16 protein-coding genes are annotated in these 19,866 nt (G+C 59.3%); 4 read left to right on the top strand and 12 right to left on the bottom strand.

Going from position 1 to position 19,866, the window contains the following annotated elements; all coding sequences use genetic code 11:
- Positions 1-39: 39 nt before the first annotated feature.
- From lpdA to sdhC, 7 genes are all read right to left on the bottom strand, one after another.
- The gene (lpdA, locus tag NWV16_RS08920) at positions 40-1,476 is read right to left on the bottom strand and encodes a dihydrolipoyl dehydrogenase (RefSeq protein ID WP_260522743.1); all 1,437 of its coding nucleotides are present in this window, start codon (positions 1,474-1,476) and stop codon (positions 40-42) included.
- Positions 1,477-1,573: 97 nt separating this feature from the next.
- The gene (gene odhB / locus NWV16_RS08915; protein ID WP_260522742.1) at positions 1,574-2,797 is read right to left on the bottom strand and encodes a 2-oxoglutarate dehydrogenase complex dihydrolipoyllysine-residue succinyltransferase; all 1,224 of its coding nucleotides are present in this window, start codon (positions 2,795-2,797) and stop codon (positions 1,574-1,576) included.
- Positions 2,798-2,839: 42 nt separating this feature from the next.
- Positions 2,840-5,671, bottom strand: a complete 2,832-nt coding sequence (locus NWV16_RS08910; protein ID WP_065260466.1) for a 2-oxoglutarate dehydrogenase E1 component — start codon at positions 5,669-5,671, stop codon at positions 2,840-2,842.
- Between the two features lie 273 nt (positions 5,672-5,944).
- Positions 5,945-6,649, bottom strand: coding sequence for a succinate dehydrogenase iron-sulfur subunit (locus NWV16_RS08905; RefSeq protein WP_065260469.1), 705 nt, complete (start codon positions 6,647-6,649; stop codon positions 5,945-5,947).
- An 11-nt stretch (positions 6,650-6,660) separates the two neighbouring features.
- Positions 6,661-8,433, bottom strand: coding sequence for a succinate dehydrogenase flavoprotein subunit (gene sdhA / locus NWV16_RS08900; RefSeq protein ID WP_260522741.1), 1,773 nt, complete (start codon positions 8,431-8,433; stop codon positions 6,661-6,663).
- Between the two features lie 3 nt (positions 8,434-8,436).
- Positions 8,437-8,805 carry a succinate dehydrogenase, hydrophobic membrane anchor protein gene (sdhD, locus tag NWV16_RS08895; RefSeq protein WP_055137329.1) on the bottom strand — a complete coding sequence of 123 codons (369 nt, stop codon included), beginning with the start codon at positions 8,803-8,805 and terminating at the stop codon, positions 8,437-8,439.
- Positions 8,799-9,173, bottom strand: coding sequence for a succinate dehydrogenase, cytochrome b556 subunit (gene sdhC, locus NWV16_RS08890; protein ID WP_260522740.1), 375 nt, complete (start codon positions 9,171-9,173; stop codon positions 8,799-8,801). Before sdhC ends, sdhD begins: the two co-directional genes overlap by 7 nt.
- Positions 9,174-9,537: 364 nt before the next feature.
- Between sdhC and gltA the strand changes: the two genes are divergently transcribed.
- Positions 9,538-10,827, top strand: a complete 1,290-nt coding sequence (gltA, locus tag NWV16_RS08885; RefSeq protein ID WP_260522739.1) for a citrate synthase — start codon at positions 9,538-9,540, stop codon at positions 10,825-10,827.
- An 816-nt stretch (positions 10,828-11,643) separates the two neighbouring features.
- Here the strand turns inward: gltA and NWV16_RS08880 are convergent.
- From NWV16_RS08880 to NWV16_RS08870, 3 genes are all read right to left on the bottom strand, one after another.
- Entirely contained in the window at positions 11,644-13,302 is a 1,659-nt protein-coding gene (locus NWV16_RS08880) for a cation acetate symporter (protein WP_260522738.1), read from the bottom strand.
- A complete protein-coding gene (locus NWV16_RS08875; RefSeq protein WP_260522737.1) occupies positions 13,299-13,610 on the bottom strand; it encodes a DUF485 domain-containing protein in 312 nt (103 codons plus the stop codon). The genes NWV16_RS08880 and NWV16_RS08875 overlap by 4 nt, the downstream gene beginning before the upstream one ends.
- 241 nt (positions 13,611-13,851) lie before the next feature.
- Positions 13,852-14,703 carry a glycine betaine ABC transporter substrate-binding protein gene (locus NWV16_RS08870; protein WP_065261108.1) on the bottom strand — a complete coding sequence of 284 codons (852 nt, stop codon included), beginning with the start codon at positions 14,701-14,703 and terminating at the stop codon, positions 13,852-13,854.
- 285 nt (positions 14,704-14,988) lie between these two features.
- Between NWV16_RS08870 and NWV16_RS08865 the strand changes: the two genes are divergently transcribed.
- The gene (locus tag NWV16_RS08865; RefSeq protein ID WP_260522736.1) at positions 14,989-16,584 is read left to right on the top strand and encodes a beta (1-6) glucans synthase; all 1,596 of its coding nucleotides are present in this window, start codon (positions 14,989-14,991) and stop codon (positions 16,582-16,584) included.
- A 121-nt stretch (positions 16,585-16,705) separates the two neighbouring features.
- Here the strand turns inward: NWV16_RS08865 and NWV16_RS08860 are convergent, their stop codons facing one another.
- Positions 16,706-17,074 carry a hypothetical protein gene (locus tag NWV16_RS08860; protein ID WP_260522735.1) on the bottom strand — a complete coding sequence of 123 codons (369 nt, stop codon included), beginning with the start codon at positions 17,072-17,074 and terminating at the stop codon, positions 16,706-16,708.
- A 223-nt stretch (positions 17,075-17,297) separates the two neighbouring features.
- Between NWV16_RS08860 and NWV16_RS08855 the strand changes: the two genes are divergently transcribed.
- The gene (locus tag NWV16_RS08855) at positions 17,298-18,596 is read left to right on the top strand and encodes a serine/threonine protein kinase (RefSeq protein WP_260522734.1); all 1,299 of its coding nucleotides are present in this window, start codon (positions 17,298-17,300) and stop codon (positions 18,594-18,596) included.
- Positions 18,589-19,377 carry a VacJ family lipoprotein gene (locus tag NWV16_RS08850; RefSeq protein ID WP_260522733.1) on the top strand — a complete coding sequence of 263 codons (789 nt, stop codon included), beginning with the start codon at positions 18,589-18,591 and terminating at the stop codon, positions 19,375-19,377. The genes NWV16_RS08855 and NWV16_RS08850 overlap by 8 nt, the downstream gene beginning before the upstream one ends.
- An 87-nt stretch (positions 19,378-19,464) precedes the next feature.
- On the opposite strand, the gene NWV16_RS08845 is transcribed toward NWV16_RS08850, so the two are convergent.
- Entirely contained in the window at positions 19,465-19,842 is a 378-nt protein-coding gene (locus NWV16_RS08845) for a DUF805 domain-containing protein (RefSeq protein WP_260522732.1), read from the bottom strand.
- Positions 19,843-19,866 lie beyond the last annotated feature (24 nt).

Raw genomic sequence — 19,866 nt, 5'->3', positions numbered from 1 at the left:
CTCACGACGGGCCGTACCGCCGTGGTTTCTTATTGTGTGTTAACGCTTCTTGCGGTTGGCAACGTGGATGGCGCCGCCATTCACGGCCAGAGCAGCTTCGTGCAAGGCTTCGGACAGGGTCGGATGGGAGAAGACCATCATGCCCAGATCTTCAGCGCTGGTGCCGAATTCCATACCGATCGCGCCCTGCTGAACCAGTTCTGCGGCACTCGGGCCAATCACGTGCACGCCCAATACGCGGTCAGTCTTGGCATCGGCGATGACCTTGACGAAACCACCGGTATCGTTGGCGGCCATGGCACGGCCGGATGCTGCGAACGGGAAGGTGCCGACGTTAACTTCAACGCCTTCAGCTTTCAAGGCCTGCTCGGTTTTACCAACCCATGCGATTTCCGGGTGAGTATAAATAACCGAAGGGATCAGGTCATAGTTCATCTGGGCCTTGTGACCCTTGATGCGCTCGACAACCATGATGCCCTCTTCCGAGGCCTTGTGCGCCAGCATCATGCCGCGAACCACGTCACCGATGGCGTAGACGCCCGGTACGGTGGTCGCGCAGTGATCGTCAACCTTGATGAAGCCGCGCTCGTCGATCTCCACACCGCAATCGGCCGACAGCAGGTCGGTGGTCACCGGACGGCGACCAACGGCTACGATCAGCTTGTCGAAAACGATTTTCTGTTCGCCGTTGGCATCGGTGTAGCTGACTTCAACTTCGTCGCCGTTCACTTTGGAACCGGTTACGCGGGCGCCCAGCTTGATGTCCAGACCCTGCTTGGTCAGGGTTTTCAGCGCTTCCTTGGAAACAGCGGTGTCCGCTGCCATCAGGAAGGTGTCCAGGGCTTCCAGGACAGTCACCTGTGCACCCAGACGCGACCATACCGAACCCAGTTCCAGACCGATCACACCAGCGCCGATCACGCCCAGACGTTTAGGAACGGCCTGGAACTCCAGAGCACCGGTCGAATCGACGATGACTTTCTGGTCGACCGGAGCCGGCGGAATGTCGATCGGACGCGAGCCTGGCGCCAGGATGATGTTTTCGGCTTCGATCACTTCGACCGAACCGTCCGGCTTGGTCACTTCGACTTTCTTGCCCAGCAGCAACTTGCCGTGGCCCTGGATCGAAGTCACGCCGTTGGCCTTGAACAGGGTGGCGACACCGCCAGTCAGGTTCTTGACGATGCCGGCCTTGCGGCCAACCATCGCCGGGACGTCCATTTTGACTTCGCCGGTCGAGATACCGTGAACGTTGAAGCTTTCTTTGGCTTCCTTGTATTTCCAGGAGCTGTCCAGCAGTGCCTTGGACGGAATGCAGCCTACGTTCAGGCAGGTACCGCCCAGGGCTTGCTTGCCTTCGGCATCGGTGTACTTCTCGATGCAGGCAGTGCTCAGACCGAGTTGCGCGGCCTTGATGGCAGCTACGTAGCCGCCAGGGCCGGCACCGATCACTACTACGTCAAATTTCTGCGACATTCAAAAAATCCTCTTTAGCGAAAAGCTTCAAGTCGCAAGCCACAAGCCAAACTGCCTTTACTTGCAGCTTGAAGCTTGCAGCTCGCAACTGCTTCTATCAGATATCCAGCAACAGACGAGCCGGATCTTCCAGCAGGTTCTTGATGGTCACCAGGAAAGTCACAGCTTCTTTGCCATCGATCAGACGGTGATCGTAGGACAGTGCCAGGTACATCATCGGACGGATAACGACCTGACCGTTGATGGCCATCGGACGCTGGATGATGTTGTGCATGCCCAGAATTGCTGCCTGCGGCGGGTTGACGATCGGGGTCGACATCATCGAACCGAAGGTACCACCGTTGGTGATGGTGAAGGTACCGCCGGTCATCTCGTCCATCGACAGTTTGCCGTCACGGGCCTTTTTGCCGAAGGTGGCGATGCCGTTTTCGATTTCAGCCAGGCTCATGTGCTCGGCGTTACGCAGAACCGGAACCACCAGGCCACGGTCGCTGGAAACAGCAACGCCGATGTCGGCATAACCGTGGTAAACGATGTCGTTGCCGTCGATCGAAGCGTTGACCGCCGGGAAGCGTTTCAGCGCTTCGGTGGCAGCCTTCACGAAGAACGACATGAAGCCCAGGCGCACGCCGTTGTGGGACTTCTCGAACAGGTCCTTGTACTTCGAACGCAGGGCCATGACTTCGGTCATGTCGACTTCGTTGAAAGTGGTCAGCATCGCCATGTTGGACTGGGCTTCTACCAGACGCTTGGCAACGGTGGCACGAACACGGGTCATCGGAACGCGCTTCTCGATGCGGTCGCCAGCAGCGAACACAGGAGCGGCAGCGGCCGGGGCAGCAGCCTTGGCAGGCGCGGCAGCCGGAGCGGCTTTCTTGGCTTCAACAGCGGCAACCACGTCTTCCTTGGTCACACGGCCGTCTTTGCCGGTGCCTTTTACGGAAGCCAGGTTGATGCCGTTTTCTTCGGCCAGCTTGCGAGCGGCCGGAGCAGCGATCGCATCTTCGTCAGCGCCGGCAGCAGCCGGGGCAGCGGCAGCAGCGGCCGGAGCCGCAGCGGCAGCCGGAGCAGCGGCAGCAGCGCCGCCTTCAACGATGGAGCCCAGGACTTCGTCGGACAGGACGGTATCGCCCTCGCCCTTCACGATTGCACCCAGTACGCCGTCGGCGGTGGCCAGCACTTCCAGTACGACCTTGTCGGTTTCGATGTCGACGATCAGTTCGTCACGCTTGACGGCGTCGCCCGGTTGCTTGTGCCAGGTGGCAACGGTGCCATCGGCAACCGATTCCGGGAAAGTGGGGGCTTTGATCTCGATAGCCATTGTCTGTGGTTCCTTAAATTCGGTTTCAGGTGCGCGAAGGCGTTAAACGGTAAACGCGTCTTGCAGCAGTTTTTCCTGCTGCTCGGCGTGCATCGATGCGTAACCACATGCAGGTGCAGCAGAAGCCTCACGGCCCGCGTACTCGAGTACGAGAGACTTGTTGAGGTTGCTGATGCTGCGACGCAGGTGGTGCTGGCTGCAGTACCAGGCGCCCTGGTTCATCGGCTCTTCCTGACACCAAACCGCCGCTTTGGCGTTGGTGTAAGGAGCCAGGACTTCTTTCAAGTCGTCCTCAGGGAACGGGTACAGCTGCTCGATACGCACGATGGCGATATCTTCGCGGCCTTCGGCACGGCGTTTTTCCAGCAGGTCGTAGTAAACCTTGCCGCTGCACAGAACCACGCGCTCGACCTTTTTCGGGTCCAGTGCATCGATTTCCGGGATAACGGTCTGGAACGAACCCTCGGCCAGATCTTCCAGCGTCGAGATTGCCAGTTTGTGACGCAGCAGCGACTTCGGAGTCAGCACTACCAGCGGCTTGCGCAGCGGGCGGATCACCTGACGGCGCAGCAAGTGGTAGATCTGCGCAGGAGTCGTCGGCATGCACACCTGAATGTTGTGCTCGGCGCACAGCTGCAGGTAACGCTCGAGACGTGCCGAGCTGTGCTCAGGGCCCTGGCCTTCGTAGCCGTGCGGCAGCAGCATGGTCAGACCGCAGAGACGGCCCCACTTGTGCTCGCCGCTGGTGATGAACTGGTCGATCACGACCTGCGCACCGTTGGCGAAGTCGCCGAACTGGGCTTCCCAGATCACCAGCGCGTTCGGCGTGGTGGTCGAGTAACCGTATTCGAACGCCAGCACGGCCTCTTCCGACAGGAACGAGTCGTACAGTTCGAAACGCGGCTGACCCTCGAACAGATGCTTCAACGGCACGTAGGTGCCCGCATCTTTCTGGTTGTGCAGAACAGCGTGACGGTGCGAGAACGTACCGCGGCCGATGTCCTGACCGGTCATGCGGATCGGGTGACCTTCGAACTGCAGGGTCGCGTATGCCATGGTTTCGGCATAACCCCAGTTGATCGGCAAGCCGCCGGCCTGCATCTTCTGGCGGTCTTCATAGATCTTCGCGACCTGGCGCTGAACCACGAAGCCTTCCGGAATTTCCAGCAGCTTGGCGGACAGTTCCTGCAGGGTCTTCAGATCGAAACGAGTGTCGTGACGCGCAGTCCAGGTGTGGCCCAGATACGGACGCCAGTCCACGAACAGTTCTTTGTTCGGCTCTTTGACCAGCGACTTCACCACGTGCAGACCGTTGTCCAGCGCGTTGCGGTATTCGTCGACTTTCGCCTGGACACGCTCTGCGTCCAGTACACCGGCCTGGGTCAGGCGATCAGCGTACAGCTCACGGGTGGTGCGCTGCTTGGTGATCTGCTGATACATCAGCGGCTGGGTGCCGCTTGGCTCGTCGGCCTCGTTGTGGCCGCGACGACGGTAGCAGACCAGGTCGATCACCACGTCACGCTTGAACTGCATGCGGTAGTCGATGGCCAGCTGGGTCACGAACAGTACGGCTTCCGGATCATCGCCATTCACATGGAGGATCGGCGCCTGGATCATCTTCGCAACGTCGGTCGCGTACTCGGTGGAGCGCGAGTCCAGCGGGTTGCTGATGGTGAAACCGACCTGGTTGTTGATCACGATGTGCACGGTGCCGCCGGTCCGGAAACCGCGGGTCTGCGACATCTGGAAGGTTTCCATCACCACGCCCTGACCGGCGAATGCCGCGTCACCGTGGATGGAGATCGGCAGTACTTTCTCGCCGGTCGCATCGTTGCGACGGTCCTGACGGGCACGCACCGAACCTTCGACCACCGGGGAAACGATTTCCAGGTGGGACGGGTTGAACGCCATGGCCAGGTGAACTTCACCGCCGGCGGTCATCACGTTGGACGAGAAGCCCTGGTGGTATTTGACGTCACCGGAACCCAGCTCGACCTTCTTCTTGCCTTCGAACTCGTCGAACAGCTCGCGCGGGTTCTTGCCGAAGGTGTTGACCAGCACGTTCAGACGGCCACGGTGGGCCATGCCGATGACGACTTCCTTGGTGCCGTAGGAACCGGAACGCTGGATCAGTTCGTCGAGCATCGGAATCAGGCTTTCGCCGCCTTCCAGGCCGAAACGCTTGGTGCCCGGGTATTTGGTGCCCAGGTATTTTTCCAGGCCTTCACCGGCCGTCACGCGCTCGAGCAGGTGACTCTTGATGTCGGCGGAGTATTCCGGACGGCCACGTACGCTTTCCAGACGCTGCTGGAACCACTGGCGCTGCTCGGAATCGGTGATGTGCGTAAATTCAGCGCCGATGGTGCGGCAATATGTCTGCTGCAACGCTTCGTGAATTTCGCGTAGGCTCGCTTCCTCTTTGCCGATGAACAGGTCGCCGGCACGGAAGGTCGTATCAAGATCGGCATTGGTCAAGCCGTAATGATTGATCGACAGGTCTGCAGGTGCAGGACGCTGCCACAGTCCCAGCGGGTCAAGCTGGGCTGCCTGGTGGCCACGCATACGGTAGGCCTGGATCAATCGCAGCACTTCAACTTGCTTCTTCTCGTGCTCAGTGCTCACGCTGCCGGCGGAAACCGGCTGGGCGCGGCGCTGGTTCTTTGCCAGCAGCACGAAATGATCGCGAATCGTGGAGTGCGAAACATCGGTGGAGGAGTTGCCGTCGGCAGGCAACTTCTGGAAGTAGTTGCGCCACTCTTCTGGCACAGCGTTAGGGTCGTGCAGGTAGAGCTCATAAAGCTCTTCCACATAGGCAGCGTTACCTCCGGAAAGGTAGGCGCTGTTCCACATGCGCTGCATCACGCTTTCTTGCATGCTTGGTCACCCTCGGTTAGGGGAACACCATCGGTGTCGACACCGAGCAAACTTGCAGAAGTCCGAATGCAGCGACCAAAACAAGCCACTTAGGATCACACTGATAGTCCGGGTACCAGCCCGGATGCCCCTGCTTGTCTCATTTCTTCAAAATAAGAGCCGCAGCTTATGGCTGTTGCTCTGGTTATAGCCAGGGCGCGGGTTGAAGCCCGCGCCTTGACCTGTACGGTGCAGCGGTGCCGCTTTTTTGGAACGGCAGTTACAGCTTCTGAATCACACGCCGCTCGAAAGCAGCATGTTACGGATGTGACCGATGGCCTTAGTCGGGTTCAGGCCTTTCGGACATACGTTGACGCAGTTCATGATGCCCCGGCAGCGGAAGACGCTGAACGGGTCATCGAGGGACGCCAGGCGCTCGGACGTCTTGGTGTCGCGGCTGTCTGCCAGGAAGCGGTACGCTTGCAGCAGTGCAGCCGGACCCAGGAATTTGTCCGGGTTCCACCAGAAGGACGGGCAAGAGGTCGAGCAGCAGGCGCACAGGATGCACTCGTACAGACCGTCGAGCTTTTCACGCTCTTCAGGGGACTGCAGACGCTCGATGGCCGGAGCCGGCGTGTCGTTCTGCAGGAATGGCTTAACCTTCTCGTATTGCTTGTAGAAGATGCTCATATCGACGACCAGGTCACGGATAACCGGCAAACCTGGCAGAGGACGAATGACCAGCTTGTTACCTTTCACGACAGCGGACAGCGGCGTGATGCACGCCAGGCCGTTCTTGCCGTTGATGTTCATGCCGTCGGAGCCGCAGACGCCTTCACGGCAGGAGCGACGATAGGAGAAACCTTCGTCCTGCTCCTTGATGAGGGCCAGCACGTCCAGCACCATCAGGTCTTTACCACCGGTATCGACCTGGAATTCCTGCATGAACGGCGCAGCGTCCTGATCAGGGTTGTAACGATAAACACTGACTTTCAACATGGCGGTCACCCTTAATAAGTCCGGACTTTAGGTTCGAAAGTCGGAACAGTCTTCGGCGAGAAGTTCACGGCACGCTTGGCGACACGTTTCTCACCCGGGAAGTACAGGGTGTGGCACAGCCAGTTTTCGTCGTCACGGTCTTCGAAGTCTTCACGGGCGTGAGCGCCGCGGGACTCTTTACGCTCTTCGGCAGCGATGGCGGTAGCTTCAGCCACTTCCAGCAGGTTTTGCAGCTCCAGCGCTTCGATACGCGCAGTGTTGAACGCCTGCGACTTATCGTTGATCTTCACGTTGGCGATGCGCTTGCGCAGTTCAGCCAGCTGGGCGATGCCCTTCTGCATGTATTCGCCGGTACGGAATACGCCGAAGTAGTTCTGCATGCAGCTTTGCAGCTCGCGACGCAGGGTCGCGACGTCTTCGCCGTCGGTACGGTTGTTCAGCGCGCTCAGGCGTGCCAGGGCAGCCTCGATGTTGGCTTCGGTGGCGTCGTCGTATTCGATGCCGTCAGTCAGCGCCTTCTCCAGGTGCAGCCCGGCAGCACGGCCGAACACCACCAGGTCGAGCAGCGAGTTGCCGCCCAGACGGTTGGCGCCGTGAACCGATACGCAAGCCACTTCACCGACCGCGAACAGACCCGGAATGATCTTGTCCACGCCATCGGCGTCCTGGGTGATCGCCTGACCATGAATGTTGGTGGCAACGCCGCCCATCATGTAGTGGCAGGTCGGAACGACCGGAACCGGAGCGACCACCGGGTCTACGTGGGCGAAAGTCTTCGACAGTTCGCAGATGCCCGGCAGACGGCTGTGCAACACTTCCTCGCCCAGGTGGTCGAGTTTCAGCATTACGTGGTCGCCATTCGGACCGCAACCGTTGCCGGCGATGATCTCTTTAACCATCGAGCGGGCCACCACGTCACGACCAGCCAGGTCTTTGGCGTTCGGAGCATAACGCTCCATGAAACGCTCGCCGTGCTTGTTGATCAGGTAACCACCTTCACCACGGCAGCCTTCTGTAACCAGTACACCGGCGCCGGCGATGCCGGTCGGGTGGAACTGCCACATTTCAATGTCCTGCACCGGCACGCCTGCCCGCAGAGCCATGCCGATACCGTCACCGGTGTTGATCAGGGCATTGGTGGTGGAAGCGTAGATACGGCCTGCACCGCCGGTCGCCAGCACGGTGGCTTTCGAACGGATGTAAGTGGTTTCGCCGGTTTCGATGCAGATGGCGATAACACCGACGAAGTCGCCTGCGTCGTTCTTCACCAGATCGACAGCGTAGTACTCGTTCAGGAACGTGGTACCGGCTTTCAGGTTGCCCTGATAAAGGGTGTGCAGCAGCGCGTGACCGGTACGGTCGGAAGCGGCGCAGGTACGGGCAGCCTGCCCGCCTTTACCGTAATCCTTCGACTGGCCGCCGAACGGACGCTGGTAGATACGGCCGGTTTCGGTACGCGAGAACGGCAGACCCATGTGGTCCAGCTCGAAAACGGCAGCCGGGCCTTCCTGACACATGTATTCGATAGCGTCCTGGTCACCGATGTAGTCGGAACCCTTGACGGTATCGTACATGTGCCAGCGCCAGTCATCGTTCGGGTCGGCCGACGCGATGGCACAGGTGATGCCGCCCTGGGCGGATACGGTGTGCGAACGGGTCGGGAAAACCTTGGTGATCACGGCAGTCTTGTGACCACCCTGCGCCAGCTGCAGCGCTGCGCGCATGCCGGCACCGCCGCCACCAATGATGATGGCGTCGAAAGAAATCGTTGGAATGTTAGCCATGAATCAGATACCCCAGAGAATCTGCACACCCCAGACGAAGTAAGCGAACATCGCGACGCCGCATACTGCCTGGAAAAGGAAACGTACTGCAGTCGCCGACTTGCCCAGCGCCATAGGCGTCAGGTAATCGGTCGCAATGGTCCACATGCCGACCCAGGCGTGAGCGCCCAAGGCAACGAGAGCCAGCAGACTGAAGATACGCATCGCATTGTGGGCGAACAGACCGTGCCATTGCTCATAGCCAATGCCAGGGTTCGCGGCGAGGTAGCCGATCAGAAAAATGAAATAAGCCGCGAGAACGACCGCAGACACACGCTGTGCCATCCAGTCATAGAGGCCCGAACGCGAAAGGTTTGTAACGCTGGTTACCATATCCAAACTCCTGCCAGAACGATCAGCACCACGGAAACGGCGACGATCAGTTTCGAGCCCAGGCGGCCGCCTTCCAGCGTCTCGCCGATGCCCATGTCCATGATCAAGTGGCGCACACCGGCAACCAGGTGATACAGAAGAGCGGACAGGAGGCCCCATGCTACGAACTTGGCCAGCGGGCTGGTCAAGCATGCCTTCACCTCGACATAACCTTCCTCGGAACCCAGGGATTTGCCCAATGCATAAAGCATGATGCCGAGGCCCAGGAAGAGGATGATGCCGGAAACACGGTGAAGAAACGACGTAACGCCGGTGATGGGGAGTTTGATGGTCCTTAGGTCTAGGTTTACAGGTCGTTGGCTTTTCACGGCTTTTTTTTCACACTGAAGAGCCCCTAACAATCAGGGCAAAGTTGTTGGGGAGTGCACTGGTCAGGTAACCACCACCCAGGGATGCGACCCCCAATGAAAGCGAGCCCAAAAGCCCTTGGCGGTCGGTCGCCGAGTATAGACAGTTAGGCTACTAATGACAACGCACTCGCCTACCCCCAATAGCGGATTGCACAAGTTGCATAAAAGGCGTAAATGGCGGGAAATTTCGAGGAAAAAGTGCGGTTAAAGCCTTCTGGAGCAAGACTTTAGGCAAATTGACATTCAAATTTATCTCACTATAGTGGTGCGGGCCCTGCGTGGGGGGTCTGTCTGATGATTTCAAGCATAAATAGGAGGCCACATGGCTGACAAAAAAGCGCAGTTGATCATCGAGGGCGCAGCCCCCGTCGAGCTGCCCATTTTAACCGGCACCGTTGGTCCCGATGTAATCGATGTTCGGGGCCTGACGGCCACGGGCCGCTTCACTTTCGACCCCGGTTTCATGTCGACCGCTTCCTGCGAATCGAAGATCACCTATATCGACGGCGACAACGGCATCCTGCTGCACCGTGGCTACCCGATCGAACAGCTGGCTGAAAAGTCGGACTACCTGGAAACCTGCTACCTGCTGCTGAACGGCGAACTGCCGACCGCAGAGCAAAAGGCCCAGTTCGTCGGCACCGTGAAGAACCACACCATGGTTCACGAGCAGCTGAAAACCTTTTTCAACGGCTTCCGCCGCGACGCCCACCCGATGGCCGTCATGTGCGGTGTAGTCGGCGCCCTCTCGGCCTTCTACCACGACTCCCTCGACATCAATAACCCGCAGCATCGCGAAATTTCCGCGATCCGCCTGGTTGCCAAGATGCCGACCCTGGCCGCGATGGTTTACAAGTACTCCATGGGCCAACCCATGATGTACCCGCGCAACGACCTGTCGTACGCGGAAAACTTCCTGCACATGATGTTCAACACCCCGTGCGAGATCAAACCGATCAGCCCGGTGCTCGCCAAGGCCATGGACCGGATCTTCATCCTCCACGCCGACCACGAGCAGAACGCTTCGACCTCCACCGTGCGTCTGGCGGGCTCCTCGGGCGCCAACCCGTTCGCCTGTATCGCCGCCGGTATCGCCGCACTGTGGGGCCCTGCCCACGGCGGTGCGAACGAAGCCGTGCTGACCATGCTCGATGAAATCGGCGATGTCTCGAACATCGACAAGTTCATCGCCAAGGCCAAGGACAAGAACGATCCGTTCAAGCTGATGGGCTTCGGTCACCGCGTCTACAAGAACCGCGACCCACGCGCGACCGTGATGAAGCAGACCTGCGACGAAGTGCTGAGGGAACTGGGCATCCAGAACGATCCGCAACTCGAACTGGCCATGCGCCTGGAAGAGATCGCCCTGACCGATCCGTACTTCATCGAACGCTCGCTGTACCCGAACGTCGACTTCTACTCGGGGATCATCCTCAAGGCGATCGGCATTCCGACCAGCATGTTCACCGTGATCTTCGCCCTGGCACGTACTGTCGGCTGGATCTCCCACTGGAAGGAAATGCTCTCCAGCCCGTACAAGATCGGCCGTCCGCGTCAGCTGTACACCGGCTATGAGTCGCGGGATATCACCAAGCTGGAAGACCGCAAATAAGAGCTGTCTTGCGATAGCTTCTTAGCGTTGTACCGGGAACGGCCTCCATGAGAATGGGGGCCGTTTTTTTGTTTTTGTGGTTTTTTTATTGGGGGCATATCCGTTGCTTCGGGTGCTGCCGCTGGCGGTTTCGCTCTTACAGCGACTCACTTTTCCAAACGCCGAAAAGTAAGCAAAAGGCTTTGCCCCGGCGTACGGCACTTCGCCTAGGCTCAGTGTTCCCTCGCTACAGTGTCCATCAGGGGGCATCGCCTACGGTTTGCTTCGCTGCACCTCCTCTCGATGTATGCGGCTTCGCCGCACGGCGCTGCGCGCCTACCCCCTGATGAACACCTCCGCTCGGCCTGCCGAAGGGGCTGAAGATCAAAAGCCACGTCAAAAGCCAGATCAAGAGCATCCCCTGCTCACCACTCTTCACGATGAGCGTTAGCTCGAGTACCGCTTTTGATCTTCGGGCGACGTCGGAAGGCTGAGTGGAGGGATTCATCCGGGGTGGGAGCGCAGCGACCGTTTGGCGAAGCCAAACACATCGAGAGGAGGTGCAGCGAAGCAAACCGTAGGCGATGCCCCCCCGGATGAATCCCGGAGCGAGGGAACCCCGAGCCCCAGCGAGCGGGCCGGACGTAGGAGCAAGCGTTTTTGGTTACTTTTTAGGCGTTTGTAAAAAGTGACCCGCCGTAAGGGCGGAACCCTAAGAAGCCGTTACCCCAGCAACGGATATACACCCAATCCCCAAGAACATCCGATAACCGCCCACAAAAAAACGCCCCAATCTCTCGACCAGGGCATTTTCCATTCAACTCAACCTACAAAGCCTCAGTGCGAAACCGCCCCGCTAGCCCCCAACCCCGTCTGCGAACGCACAAACTGCGGGAAGAACAGCGCACGCTCGTTCTCGGCCTCAGCCGACTTGTCGGTGATCGAGAAGAACCAGATCCCGATGAACGCAATGATCATCGAAAACAGCGCCGGATATTCGTACGGGAAGATTGCTTTCTCGTTGTGCAGGATCTGCACCCAGATGGTCGGGCCGAGGATCATCAGCCCCACCGCGCTCACCAGCCCCAGCCAGCCGCCAATCATGGCGCCACGGGTGGTCAGCTTCTTCCAGTACATCGAAAGCAGCAGGACCGGGAAGTTGCAGCTCGCCGCGATAGAGAACGCCAGACCGACCATGAACGCGATATTCTGACTTTCGAACAGAATGCCCAGACCGATGGCCAGGATGCCCAGCGTGACCGTGGTGATCTTCGAAACGCGGATTTCATCCTTCTCGTTGGCCTTGCCCTTTTTGATCACACTGGCGTACAGGTCGTGAGACACCGCCGAAGCACCGGCCAGAGTCAGCCCCGCCACGACCGCCAGAATGGTCGCGAATGCCACTGCCGAGATGAAGCCGAGGAACACGCTGCCGCCCACGGCATTGGCCAGGTGCACCGCCGCCATGTTGTTGCCGCCGAGCAGAGCACCCGTAGCATCCTTGAACGCAGGGTTGGTGCTGACCAGCAGGATCGCGCCAAAGCCGATGATGAAGGTCAGGATGTAGAAGTAGCCGATGAAACCGGTGGCGTACAGCACGCTCTTGCGGGCTTCTTTCGCGTCACTCACGGTGAAGAAGCGCATCAGGATGTGCGGCAGACCGGCAGTACCGAACATCAGTGCCAGGCCGAGGGAGAACGCCGAGATCGGGTCTTTCACCAGACCGCCGGGGCTCATGATCGCTTCGCCCTTGGCGTGAACCTTGATCGATTCGGAGAACAGGGTGTTGAAGTCGAAGTTGACGTGCTTCATTACCATCAGCGCCATGAACGAGGCACCGGACAGCAACAACACCGCCTTGATGATCTGCACCCAGGTGGTCGCCAGCATGCCGCCGAACAGCACATACAGGCACATCAGAATACCGACCAGAATCACCGCAACGTGGTAATCGAGGCCGAACAGCAGCTGGATCAGCTTGCCGGCACCGACCATTTGCGCGATCAGGTAGAACGCCACCACCACCAGCGAGCCGCAGGCCGACAGCGTGCGGATCTGGGTTTGCCCGAGGCGGTACGACGCCACGTCGGCAAAGGTGTATTTGCCCAGGTTGCGCAGGCGCTCGGCGATCAGGAACAGAATGATCGGCCAGCCCACCAGGAAGCCGATCGAATAGATCAGGCCGTCGTAGCCGGAGGTGAACACCAGTGCGGAAATCCCCAGGAAGGATGCCGCCGACATGTAGTCACCGGCAATCGCCAGGCCGTTCTGGAAACCGGTGATCTTGCCGCCTGCCGCGTAGTAGTCGGCGGCCGACTTGTTGCGTTTGGAAGCCCAGTAAGTGATGCACAGGGTCGCGCCGACGAACACCACGAACATGACGATCGCGGAAACGTTGAGCGGTTGTTTGTGGACTTCGCCGGTCAGGGCGTCAGCGGCCCAGACGGCTGGAGCGAATGCTGCGATGCTCAATAGAGCCAGTAGACGCCGGATCATTGCTGGGCCTCCTTGAGAATCGCATTGTTCAGGTCGTCGAATTCGCCATTGGCGCGGCGCACGTAGATACCGGTCAGAACGAAGGCCGAAACGATCAGCCCGACACCGATGGGAATGCCCCAGGTGATCGATGAGCCGGCACTGATTCGGGTCCCGAGCACTTGCGGCCCGTACGCGATCAGCAGGATGAATCCGGAGTAGAGCCCTAGCATGATCGCCGAGAGTATCCAGGCGAACCTTTCCCTTTTCTTCACCAGCTCCTTGAAGCGCGGGCTGTTCTGAATCGAGAGGTAAATGCTGTCGTTCATTGTTTTTATCCTCGCAGCACAGATTTTTATTTTTGGAACGTATCCACTGTATGCGGCTGCGAGCCGGCTTCCAGACGACCTTAGTAGTAGAACGCCATGACCGTTCTGCCAATTTCAGGACTGTACAAATAAATGTGGGAGCGAGCCTGCTCGCGATGCAATCTGCCAGTCGACTCCACAGGTGACTGACAGGACGCCATCGCGAGCAGGCTCGCTCCCACAGGGTAAAGCGGTGCAGCTGTTACTTAGTCCATTCAGCCACGCGGTCCGGGTGTTTGGCCACCCAGTCCTTGGCCGCGGCTTCAGGCTTGGCACCGTCCTGGATCGCCAGCATGACCTGACCGATTTCGTCCTTGGAGGCCCACTGGAAGTTCTTCAGGAACTTCGCCACTTCCGGCGCCTTGGCGTCCAGCTCCTTGCTGCCGATGCTGTTCACGGTTTCAGCCGCGCCGTACACACCTTTCGGGTCGTCGAGGAAGCGCAGTTTCCACTTGGCGAACATCCAGTGCGGCACCCAGCCGGTCACGGCAATGGATTCGTTCTTTTTCTCGGCACGGGTCAGCTCGGCGATCATGCCGGCGCCGGAACTGGCCTTGAGTTGATAGCCGGTCAGGTCATAGTCCTTGATCGCCTGGTCGGTCTTGAGCATCACACCCGAGCCGGCGTCGATGCCGACGATACGCTTCTTGAAGCTGTCGTCGGTTTTCAGGTCTTCGATGGATTTGGCTTTGACGTACTCCGGCACGATCAGGCCGATTTTCGCGTCCTTGAAGTTCGGGCCGTAGTCGACGACCAGATCCTTGTTCTTCGCCCAGTATTCGCCGTGGGTCACCGGCAGCCAGGCCGACAGCATGGCGTCGAGTTTGCCGGTGGCAACGCCCTGCCACATGATCCCGGTGGCGACGGCCTGGAGTTTCACGTCGTAGCCGAGTTTCTGTTTGATCACCTCGGCCGCCACGTGGGTGGTCGCCACGCTGTCGGACCAGCCGTCAACGTAACCGATGTTCAGGGTCTGTTTTTCAGCGCTGGCGAATGTGGAGCTCATCGCAAGCACCAGAGCGGCACCTGCGCCTAAAAGTCGTCGCATCTTCATCGTTACTTCCCCGAAATGCTGCGCCCGACGGATGCCGGGCATCGTCAACGTATTGTTATGGTGCACGGCGCCTCCATCACGCCTGACCGCAAACTCTTTCGAACATCAGCGGAGTACTGATGATTCGATCATCGACCTGACGCCGTCGGCGACCTGCTCTGCCAGCGACCTCGAAGCAACGAGAAACGACATCAGAAAGCCATTAACTGCGTCTGAATATTTGGCGCCAGACAATCCGCCCGAACTTTGCATGTCAAAATCATCCGGACCACCACCCCTCTATAAATGCAGGTAACATGCGTCGCTTTGCAGCCACTCGGCCTGACCATGTCCGCGACTTCCCGCTTTCCCCTTTTTCCCTATCTGTTCGCCTGCCTGCTCGGCCTGTTCGCCCTTTGCGGCTTCTGGTATGGCCTTGGCAAACCGGTGATCCTGCCGGATGTCGCCACCCCGACCCACAAGCTGCAGTGCGCCTCCTACACCCCGTTCGACAAGGATCAGTCGCCGTTCGACGTGCCGTTCAAGCTGCGCCCGGAGCGCATGGACGCCGACCTTGCCCTGCTCGCCACCCGCTTCGAATGCATCCGCACCTATTCCATGACCGGCCTCGAAGCCCTGCCGGAACTGGCGCGCAAGCATGGTTTGAAGCTGATGATCGGCGCCTGGGTCAACAGCAACCCGGTGGACACCGAGAAAGAAATCGATCTGCTGATTGCCTCGGCCAACGCCAACCCGGACGTGGTCAGCGCCGTGATCGTCGGCAACGAAGCCTTGCTGCGCAAGGAAGTGACCGGTGCGCAACTGGCCAGGCTGATCAACAAGGTCAAAAACCACATCAAGCAGCCGGTGACCTATGCCGATGTCTGGGAGTTCTGGCTCAAGCATCCGGAAGTCGCACCGGCGGTGGATTTCCTGACCATTCATTTGCTCCCGTACTGGGAAGATGATCCGTCGAACATCGACACTGCCCTGCAACACGTGGCAGATGTGCGTCAGGTGTTCGGCAACAAGTTCGCGCCCAAGGACGTGCTGATTGGCGAAACCGGCTGGCCAAGCGAAGGCCGTCAGCGGGAGACCGCATTGCCGAGCCGTGTCAACGAAGCCAGGTTCATTCGCGGTTTTGTCACGCTGGCCGAACAGCAAGGCTGGCATTACAACCTGATCGAAGCCTTCGACCAGCCGTGGAAGCGCGGCAGTGAAGGTGCGGTTGGCGGTTATTGGGGGCTGTTCGATGCGGATCGCCAGGACAAGGGTGTACTCGCCGGGCCGGTGACCAACGTGCCGTACTGGAAAGAATGGCTGGGCGTCGGTGGTTTGATTTTCCTTGGCACGCTGCTGCTGGCCGGTCGCGTGCGTACCACCCGCAGCGCCCTGATCCTGCCTCTGCTCGGCGCGCTGGCCGCCTGTTCCATCGGTGCCTGGGGCGATCTGGCGCGCGTGACCACGCGGTTCACCAGCGAATGGCTGTGGGTCGGCCTGCTGACGGCGCTGAATCTGCTGATCCTGGCCCACGCCGCGCTGACCTTGAGCGCCCGCGATGGCTGGCGTGAGCGCGCCTTCGCCCTGTTCGAACGCCGGGCCGGCTGGCTGGTAGCGGTCGCCGGTTTTGCCGGCGCGATCATGATGCTGGAGATGGTGTTCGATCCACGCTATCGCAGCTTCGCGAGCATGGCGTTCATCCTGCCGGCGCTGGTTTATCTGTGCCGTCCGGTCAACGTGCCGCGTCGGGAAATCGCCTTGCTGACCTTCATCCTCGGCGCGGGTATCGCGCCGCAGCTGTTCCGTGAAGGATTGCAGAACCAGCAGGCGTGGGGCTGGGCGCTGGTGAGCCTGCTGATGGTGGCGGCGTTGTGGCGCTGCCTGAGGGTGCGCAACCGCTGATCTTCAGAGGCTGAACCGGCCTCTTCGCTGGCAAGCCAGCTCCCACAGTGACCGAGTCAAGCTCGAGTTTTGTGTGCGCCACGCACCCTGTGGGAGCGGGCTTGCCCGCGATGACTGACTGTCAGACGCCGCGAGATTCCCGCACCAGTCGCAATCCCGCGATCACCACCGCAAACACCGCCAGCGTAGTGTTGTACAACGCCAGCGCCGGCAACCCGAACACCAGCGCCAGCACCGCCAGCCACCACCCTGCCCGTCCGGGCAGGACAAAACCGATCACTGCAGCCGCGACCGCCGCCCAGCCGAGCATCTGGAAATGAATCATCAGACCCAGATTCGAGCGCACCGAACATTCCCAGCGACTTGCCTCATCCACACAGATGCCCACCCACTGCGCGTCCTCCATGAAGCCATAACGCGCGCCGTAACTGGCGGCCAGCCATAACGGCAACAGAACGAGCAGCAGAATCACGGGCAAGCGGCGGGACATGGAACACTCCAATCGATGAAATCGGCGGCCAGCTTAATCGCCTGCCCGCCATGTGCAAGAACTAACAACTCTTAACTGGTCTTTCGATCGGTGCAACGTGTATCGTCCGGCTACTATTACCCCGAATTCCGTCAGTTGGGTGCCGCGGCATGGCACTTTGGCGCAAACCCAGTGGTCATAGCCTGCGAACCTCATTCGGCACCTTTCTTTAAGGGATTCACTCATGCTCCGATCCTTGCGCTTCGCCGCCCTGTTTGGCGGCCTTATTCTGAGTGCGTCCGCGCTGGCGGTGGATATCGATGCCGCCAGTTATGGCTTTCCCCTGACCAACCCGTTCGAAGCGACCATCGCCACCACGCCGCCGGACCTGCGTCCGGAGTTGCCGTCGGACGACGACATCCATCAGAGCGACCGCAGCATCACCCTGCGTCCGGAACGCGAGTTCATCCTGCCGGACAATTTCTGGGCAGTGAAAAAGCTCACCTACCGCATCGCCACCCAGGACAAGGCGGCCCCGCTGATCTTCCTGATTGCCGGTACCGGCGCGCGCTATGACAGCAGCCTCAACGAATACCTGAAAAAGCTCTACTACAAGGCCGGCTACCATGTGGTGCAGCTGTCCTCCCCCACCAGTTTCGACTTCATGAGCGCCGCCTCGCGTTTCGCCACCCCCGGCGTGACCAAGGAAGACGCCGAAGACATGTACCGGGTGATGCAGGCCGTGCGCGCGCAAACCCCGAAAGTGCCAGTCACCGACTATTACCTGAGCGGCTACAGCCTCGGTGCGCTGGACGCAGCATTCGTTGCCCACTTGGACGAAACCCGCCGCAGCTTCAACTTCAAGAAAGTCCTGCTGCTCAATCCGCCGGTCAACCTGTACACCTCGATCACCAACCTCGACAAGCTGGTGCAGACCGAGGTCAAGGGCATCAACAACAGCACCACTTTCTATGAACTGGTGCTGGCCAAGCTGACCCGTTACTTCCAGCAGAAAGGCTACATCGACCTGAACGATGCGCTGCTCTATGACTTCCAGCAGTCCAAGCAGCACCTGAGCAACGAGCAGATGGCGATGCTGATCGGCACCTCGTTCCGCTTCTCGGCGGCCGACATTGCCTTCACCTCGGACCTGATCAACCGTCGCGGCCTGATCACTCCGCCAAAATTCCCGATCACCGAAGGCACCAGCCTCACGCCGTTCCTCAAGCGTGCGCTGCAATGCGACTTCGACTGCTACCTGACCGAACAGGTGATCCCGATGTGGCGTGCCCGCACCGACGGCGGCAGCCTGCTGCAACTGATCGATCAGGTCAGCCTGTACGCCCTCAAGGACTACCTGCACGACAGCCCGAAAATCGCCGTGATGCACAACGCCGACGACGTGATCCTCGGCCCGGGCGACCTCGGCTTCCTGCGCAAGACCTTCGGCGATCGGCTGACGGTTTATCCACTGGGCGGCCATTGCGGCAACCTTAACTACCGCGTCAACAGCGACGCCATGCTGGAGTTCTTCCGTGGCTAAATATCTCCTGCTGTTTGCAGCGTTACTCTGTGCAGGCATGGCCCAGGCCGACAACAGCAAAGCCAATGCACCGGTGGTGGTCGACAGTGACGGCTTCAAGGAGCCCCTGTCCAAGCTCAAGTTCAACCCGGGGCTGGACCAGCGCGAGTTCGAGCGCTCGACGCTCAATGCCTTGAACGTGTATGACCCGCTGGAGTCATGGAACCGCCGCGTCTATCACTTCAACTACCGCTTCGACCAATGGGTGTTCCTGCCGGTGGTCGATGGTTATCGCTACATCACGCCGAGCTTCGTGCGTACCGGCGTGAGCAACTTCTTCAATAACCTTGGCGACGTCCCGAACCTGGTCAACAGCCTGTTGCAGTTCAAGGGCAAGCGCTCGATGGAAACCACCGCGCGCCTGCTGCTCAACACCACCATCGGCATCGCCGGCCTGTGGGACCCGGCCACCGCCATGGGGCTGCCGCGCCAGAACGAAGACTTCGGCCAGACCCTTGGCTTCTACGGCGTACCGGGCGGTGCCTATTTCGTGCTGCCGATCCTCGGCCCGTCGAACCTGCGCGACACCGCAGGTCTGGCCGTGGACTACACCGCCGAATCGGCGATCAACTACCTGAACGTGTCGAAAGTCAGCGAAAACCATCCGGAAATCTGGGCACTGCGCGCCGTCGACAAGCGTTATCAGACCCACTTCCGTTACGGCCAGATGAACTCACCGTTCGAATACGAGAAGGTGCGCTACGTGTACACCGAATCGCGCAAGCTGCAGATCGCCGAGTAAAACCGGCAGCCACAAAAAAAAGGCCATTCGATGCGAATCGAATGGCCTTTTTTATTTCACGGTGATCAATCTTTACAGATTGAACTTTCAAGCATGAACTACCTTTGGCTCTCTTGGGTCAGGGCCGTGACTGTTCTCCCCTTTAGTCCCGCTTGCCGCCAACGTGATCAAGAGAATGAACGGCCCAACCAAAGGAACGGCCGCCCAGAATATATTGAGTCCGCTCTTATTCATGTCGTGATACCTGCGCCAAATCACTGCCAGACGAGGGCTCAAGGTCAACACGCCATAAATTGGCAGTGCCAGCAAATAATAAGGTTCTCTATTCAGTTCCGTAGCGTATCCAATCGCAAGATATACCGCCTGCAAACAAGTTTCTATCAGAAAAAACATCCAAAACTCTTTTCTGCTGGCTCTCCCCTTGAACGTTGCGTACTTTCTCAATACCTGCAAATACCATTTCATTCCAGAATCCCTTCGCTACCGAAA

The sequence above is a fragment of the Pseudomonas sp. BW7P1 genome, assembly GCF_024981055.1.
GTDB lineage: Bacteria > Pseudomonadota > Gammaproteobacteria > Pseudomonadales > Pseudomonadaceae > Aquipseudomonas > Aquipseudomonas bananamidigenes.
Note: the sequence above shows the minus strand (reverse complement) of the source record. Positions and strands in the feature narration are given on the sequence as shown.

What these genes read in the sequence shown, in the direction of transcription:
- lpdA (WP_260522743.1), bottom strand. Translation starts at nt 1,476, where the DNA reads ATGTCGCAGAAATTTGACGTAGTAGTGATCGGTGCCGGCCCTGGCGGC.
- odhB (WP_260522742.1), bottom strand. Translation starts at nt 2,797, where the DNA reads ATGGCTATCGAGATCAAAGCCCCCACTTTCCCGGAATCGGTTGCCGAT.
- NWV16_RS08910 (WP_065260466.1), bottom strand. Translation starts at nt 5,671, where the DNA reads ATGCAAGAAAGCGTGATGCAGCGCATGTGGAACAGCGCCTACCTTTCC.
- NWV16_RS08905 (WP_065260469.1), bottom strand. Translation starts at nt 6,649, where the DNA reads ATGTTGAAAGTCAGTGTTTATCGTTACAACCCTGATCAGGACGCTGCG.
- sdhA (WP_260522741.1), bottom strand. Translation starts at nt 8,433, where the DNA reads ATGGCTAACATTCCAACGATTTCTTTCGACGCCATCATCATTGGTGGC.
- sdhD (WP_055137329.1), bottom strand. Translation starts at nt 8,805, where the DNA reads ATGGTAACCAGCGTTACAAACCTTTCGCGTTCGGGCCTCTATGACTGG.
- gltA (WP_260522739.1), top strand. Translation starts at nt 9,538, where the DNA reads ATGGCTGACAAAAAAGCGCAGTTGATCATCGAGGGCGCAGCCCCCGTC.
- NWV16_RS08880 (WP_260522738.1), bottom strand. Translation starts at nt 13,302, where the DNA reads ATGATCCGGCGTCTACTGGCTCTATTGAGCATCGCAGCATTCGCTCCA.
- NWV16_RS08875 (WP_260522737.1), bottom strand. Translation starts at nt 13,610, where the DNA reads ATGAACGACAGCATTTACCTCTCGATTCAGAACAGCCCGCGCTTCAAG.
- NWV16_RS08870 (WP_065261108.1), bottom strand. Translation starts at nt 14,703, where the DNA reads ATGAAGATGCGACGACTTTTAGGCGCAGGTGCCGCTCTGGTGCTTGCG.
- NWV16_RS08865 (WP_260522736.1), top strand. Translation starts at nt 14,989, where the DNA reads ATGCAGGTAACATGCGTCGCTTTGCAGCCACTCGGCCTGACCATGTCC.
- NWV16_RS08860 (WP_260522735.1), bottom strand. Translation starts at nt 17,074, where the DNA reads ATGTCCCGCCGCTTGCCCGTGATTCTGCTGCTCGTTCTGTTGCCGTTA.
- NWV16_RS08855 (WP_260522734.1), top strand. Translation starts at nt 17,298, where the DNA reads ATGCTCCGATCCTTGCGCTTCGCCGCCCTGTTTGGCGGCCTTATTCTG.
- NWV16_RS08845 (WP_260522732.1), bottom strand. Translation starts at nt 19,842, where the DNA reads ATGAAATGGTATTTGCAGGTATTGAGAAAGTACGCAACGTTCAAGGGG.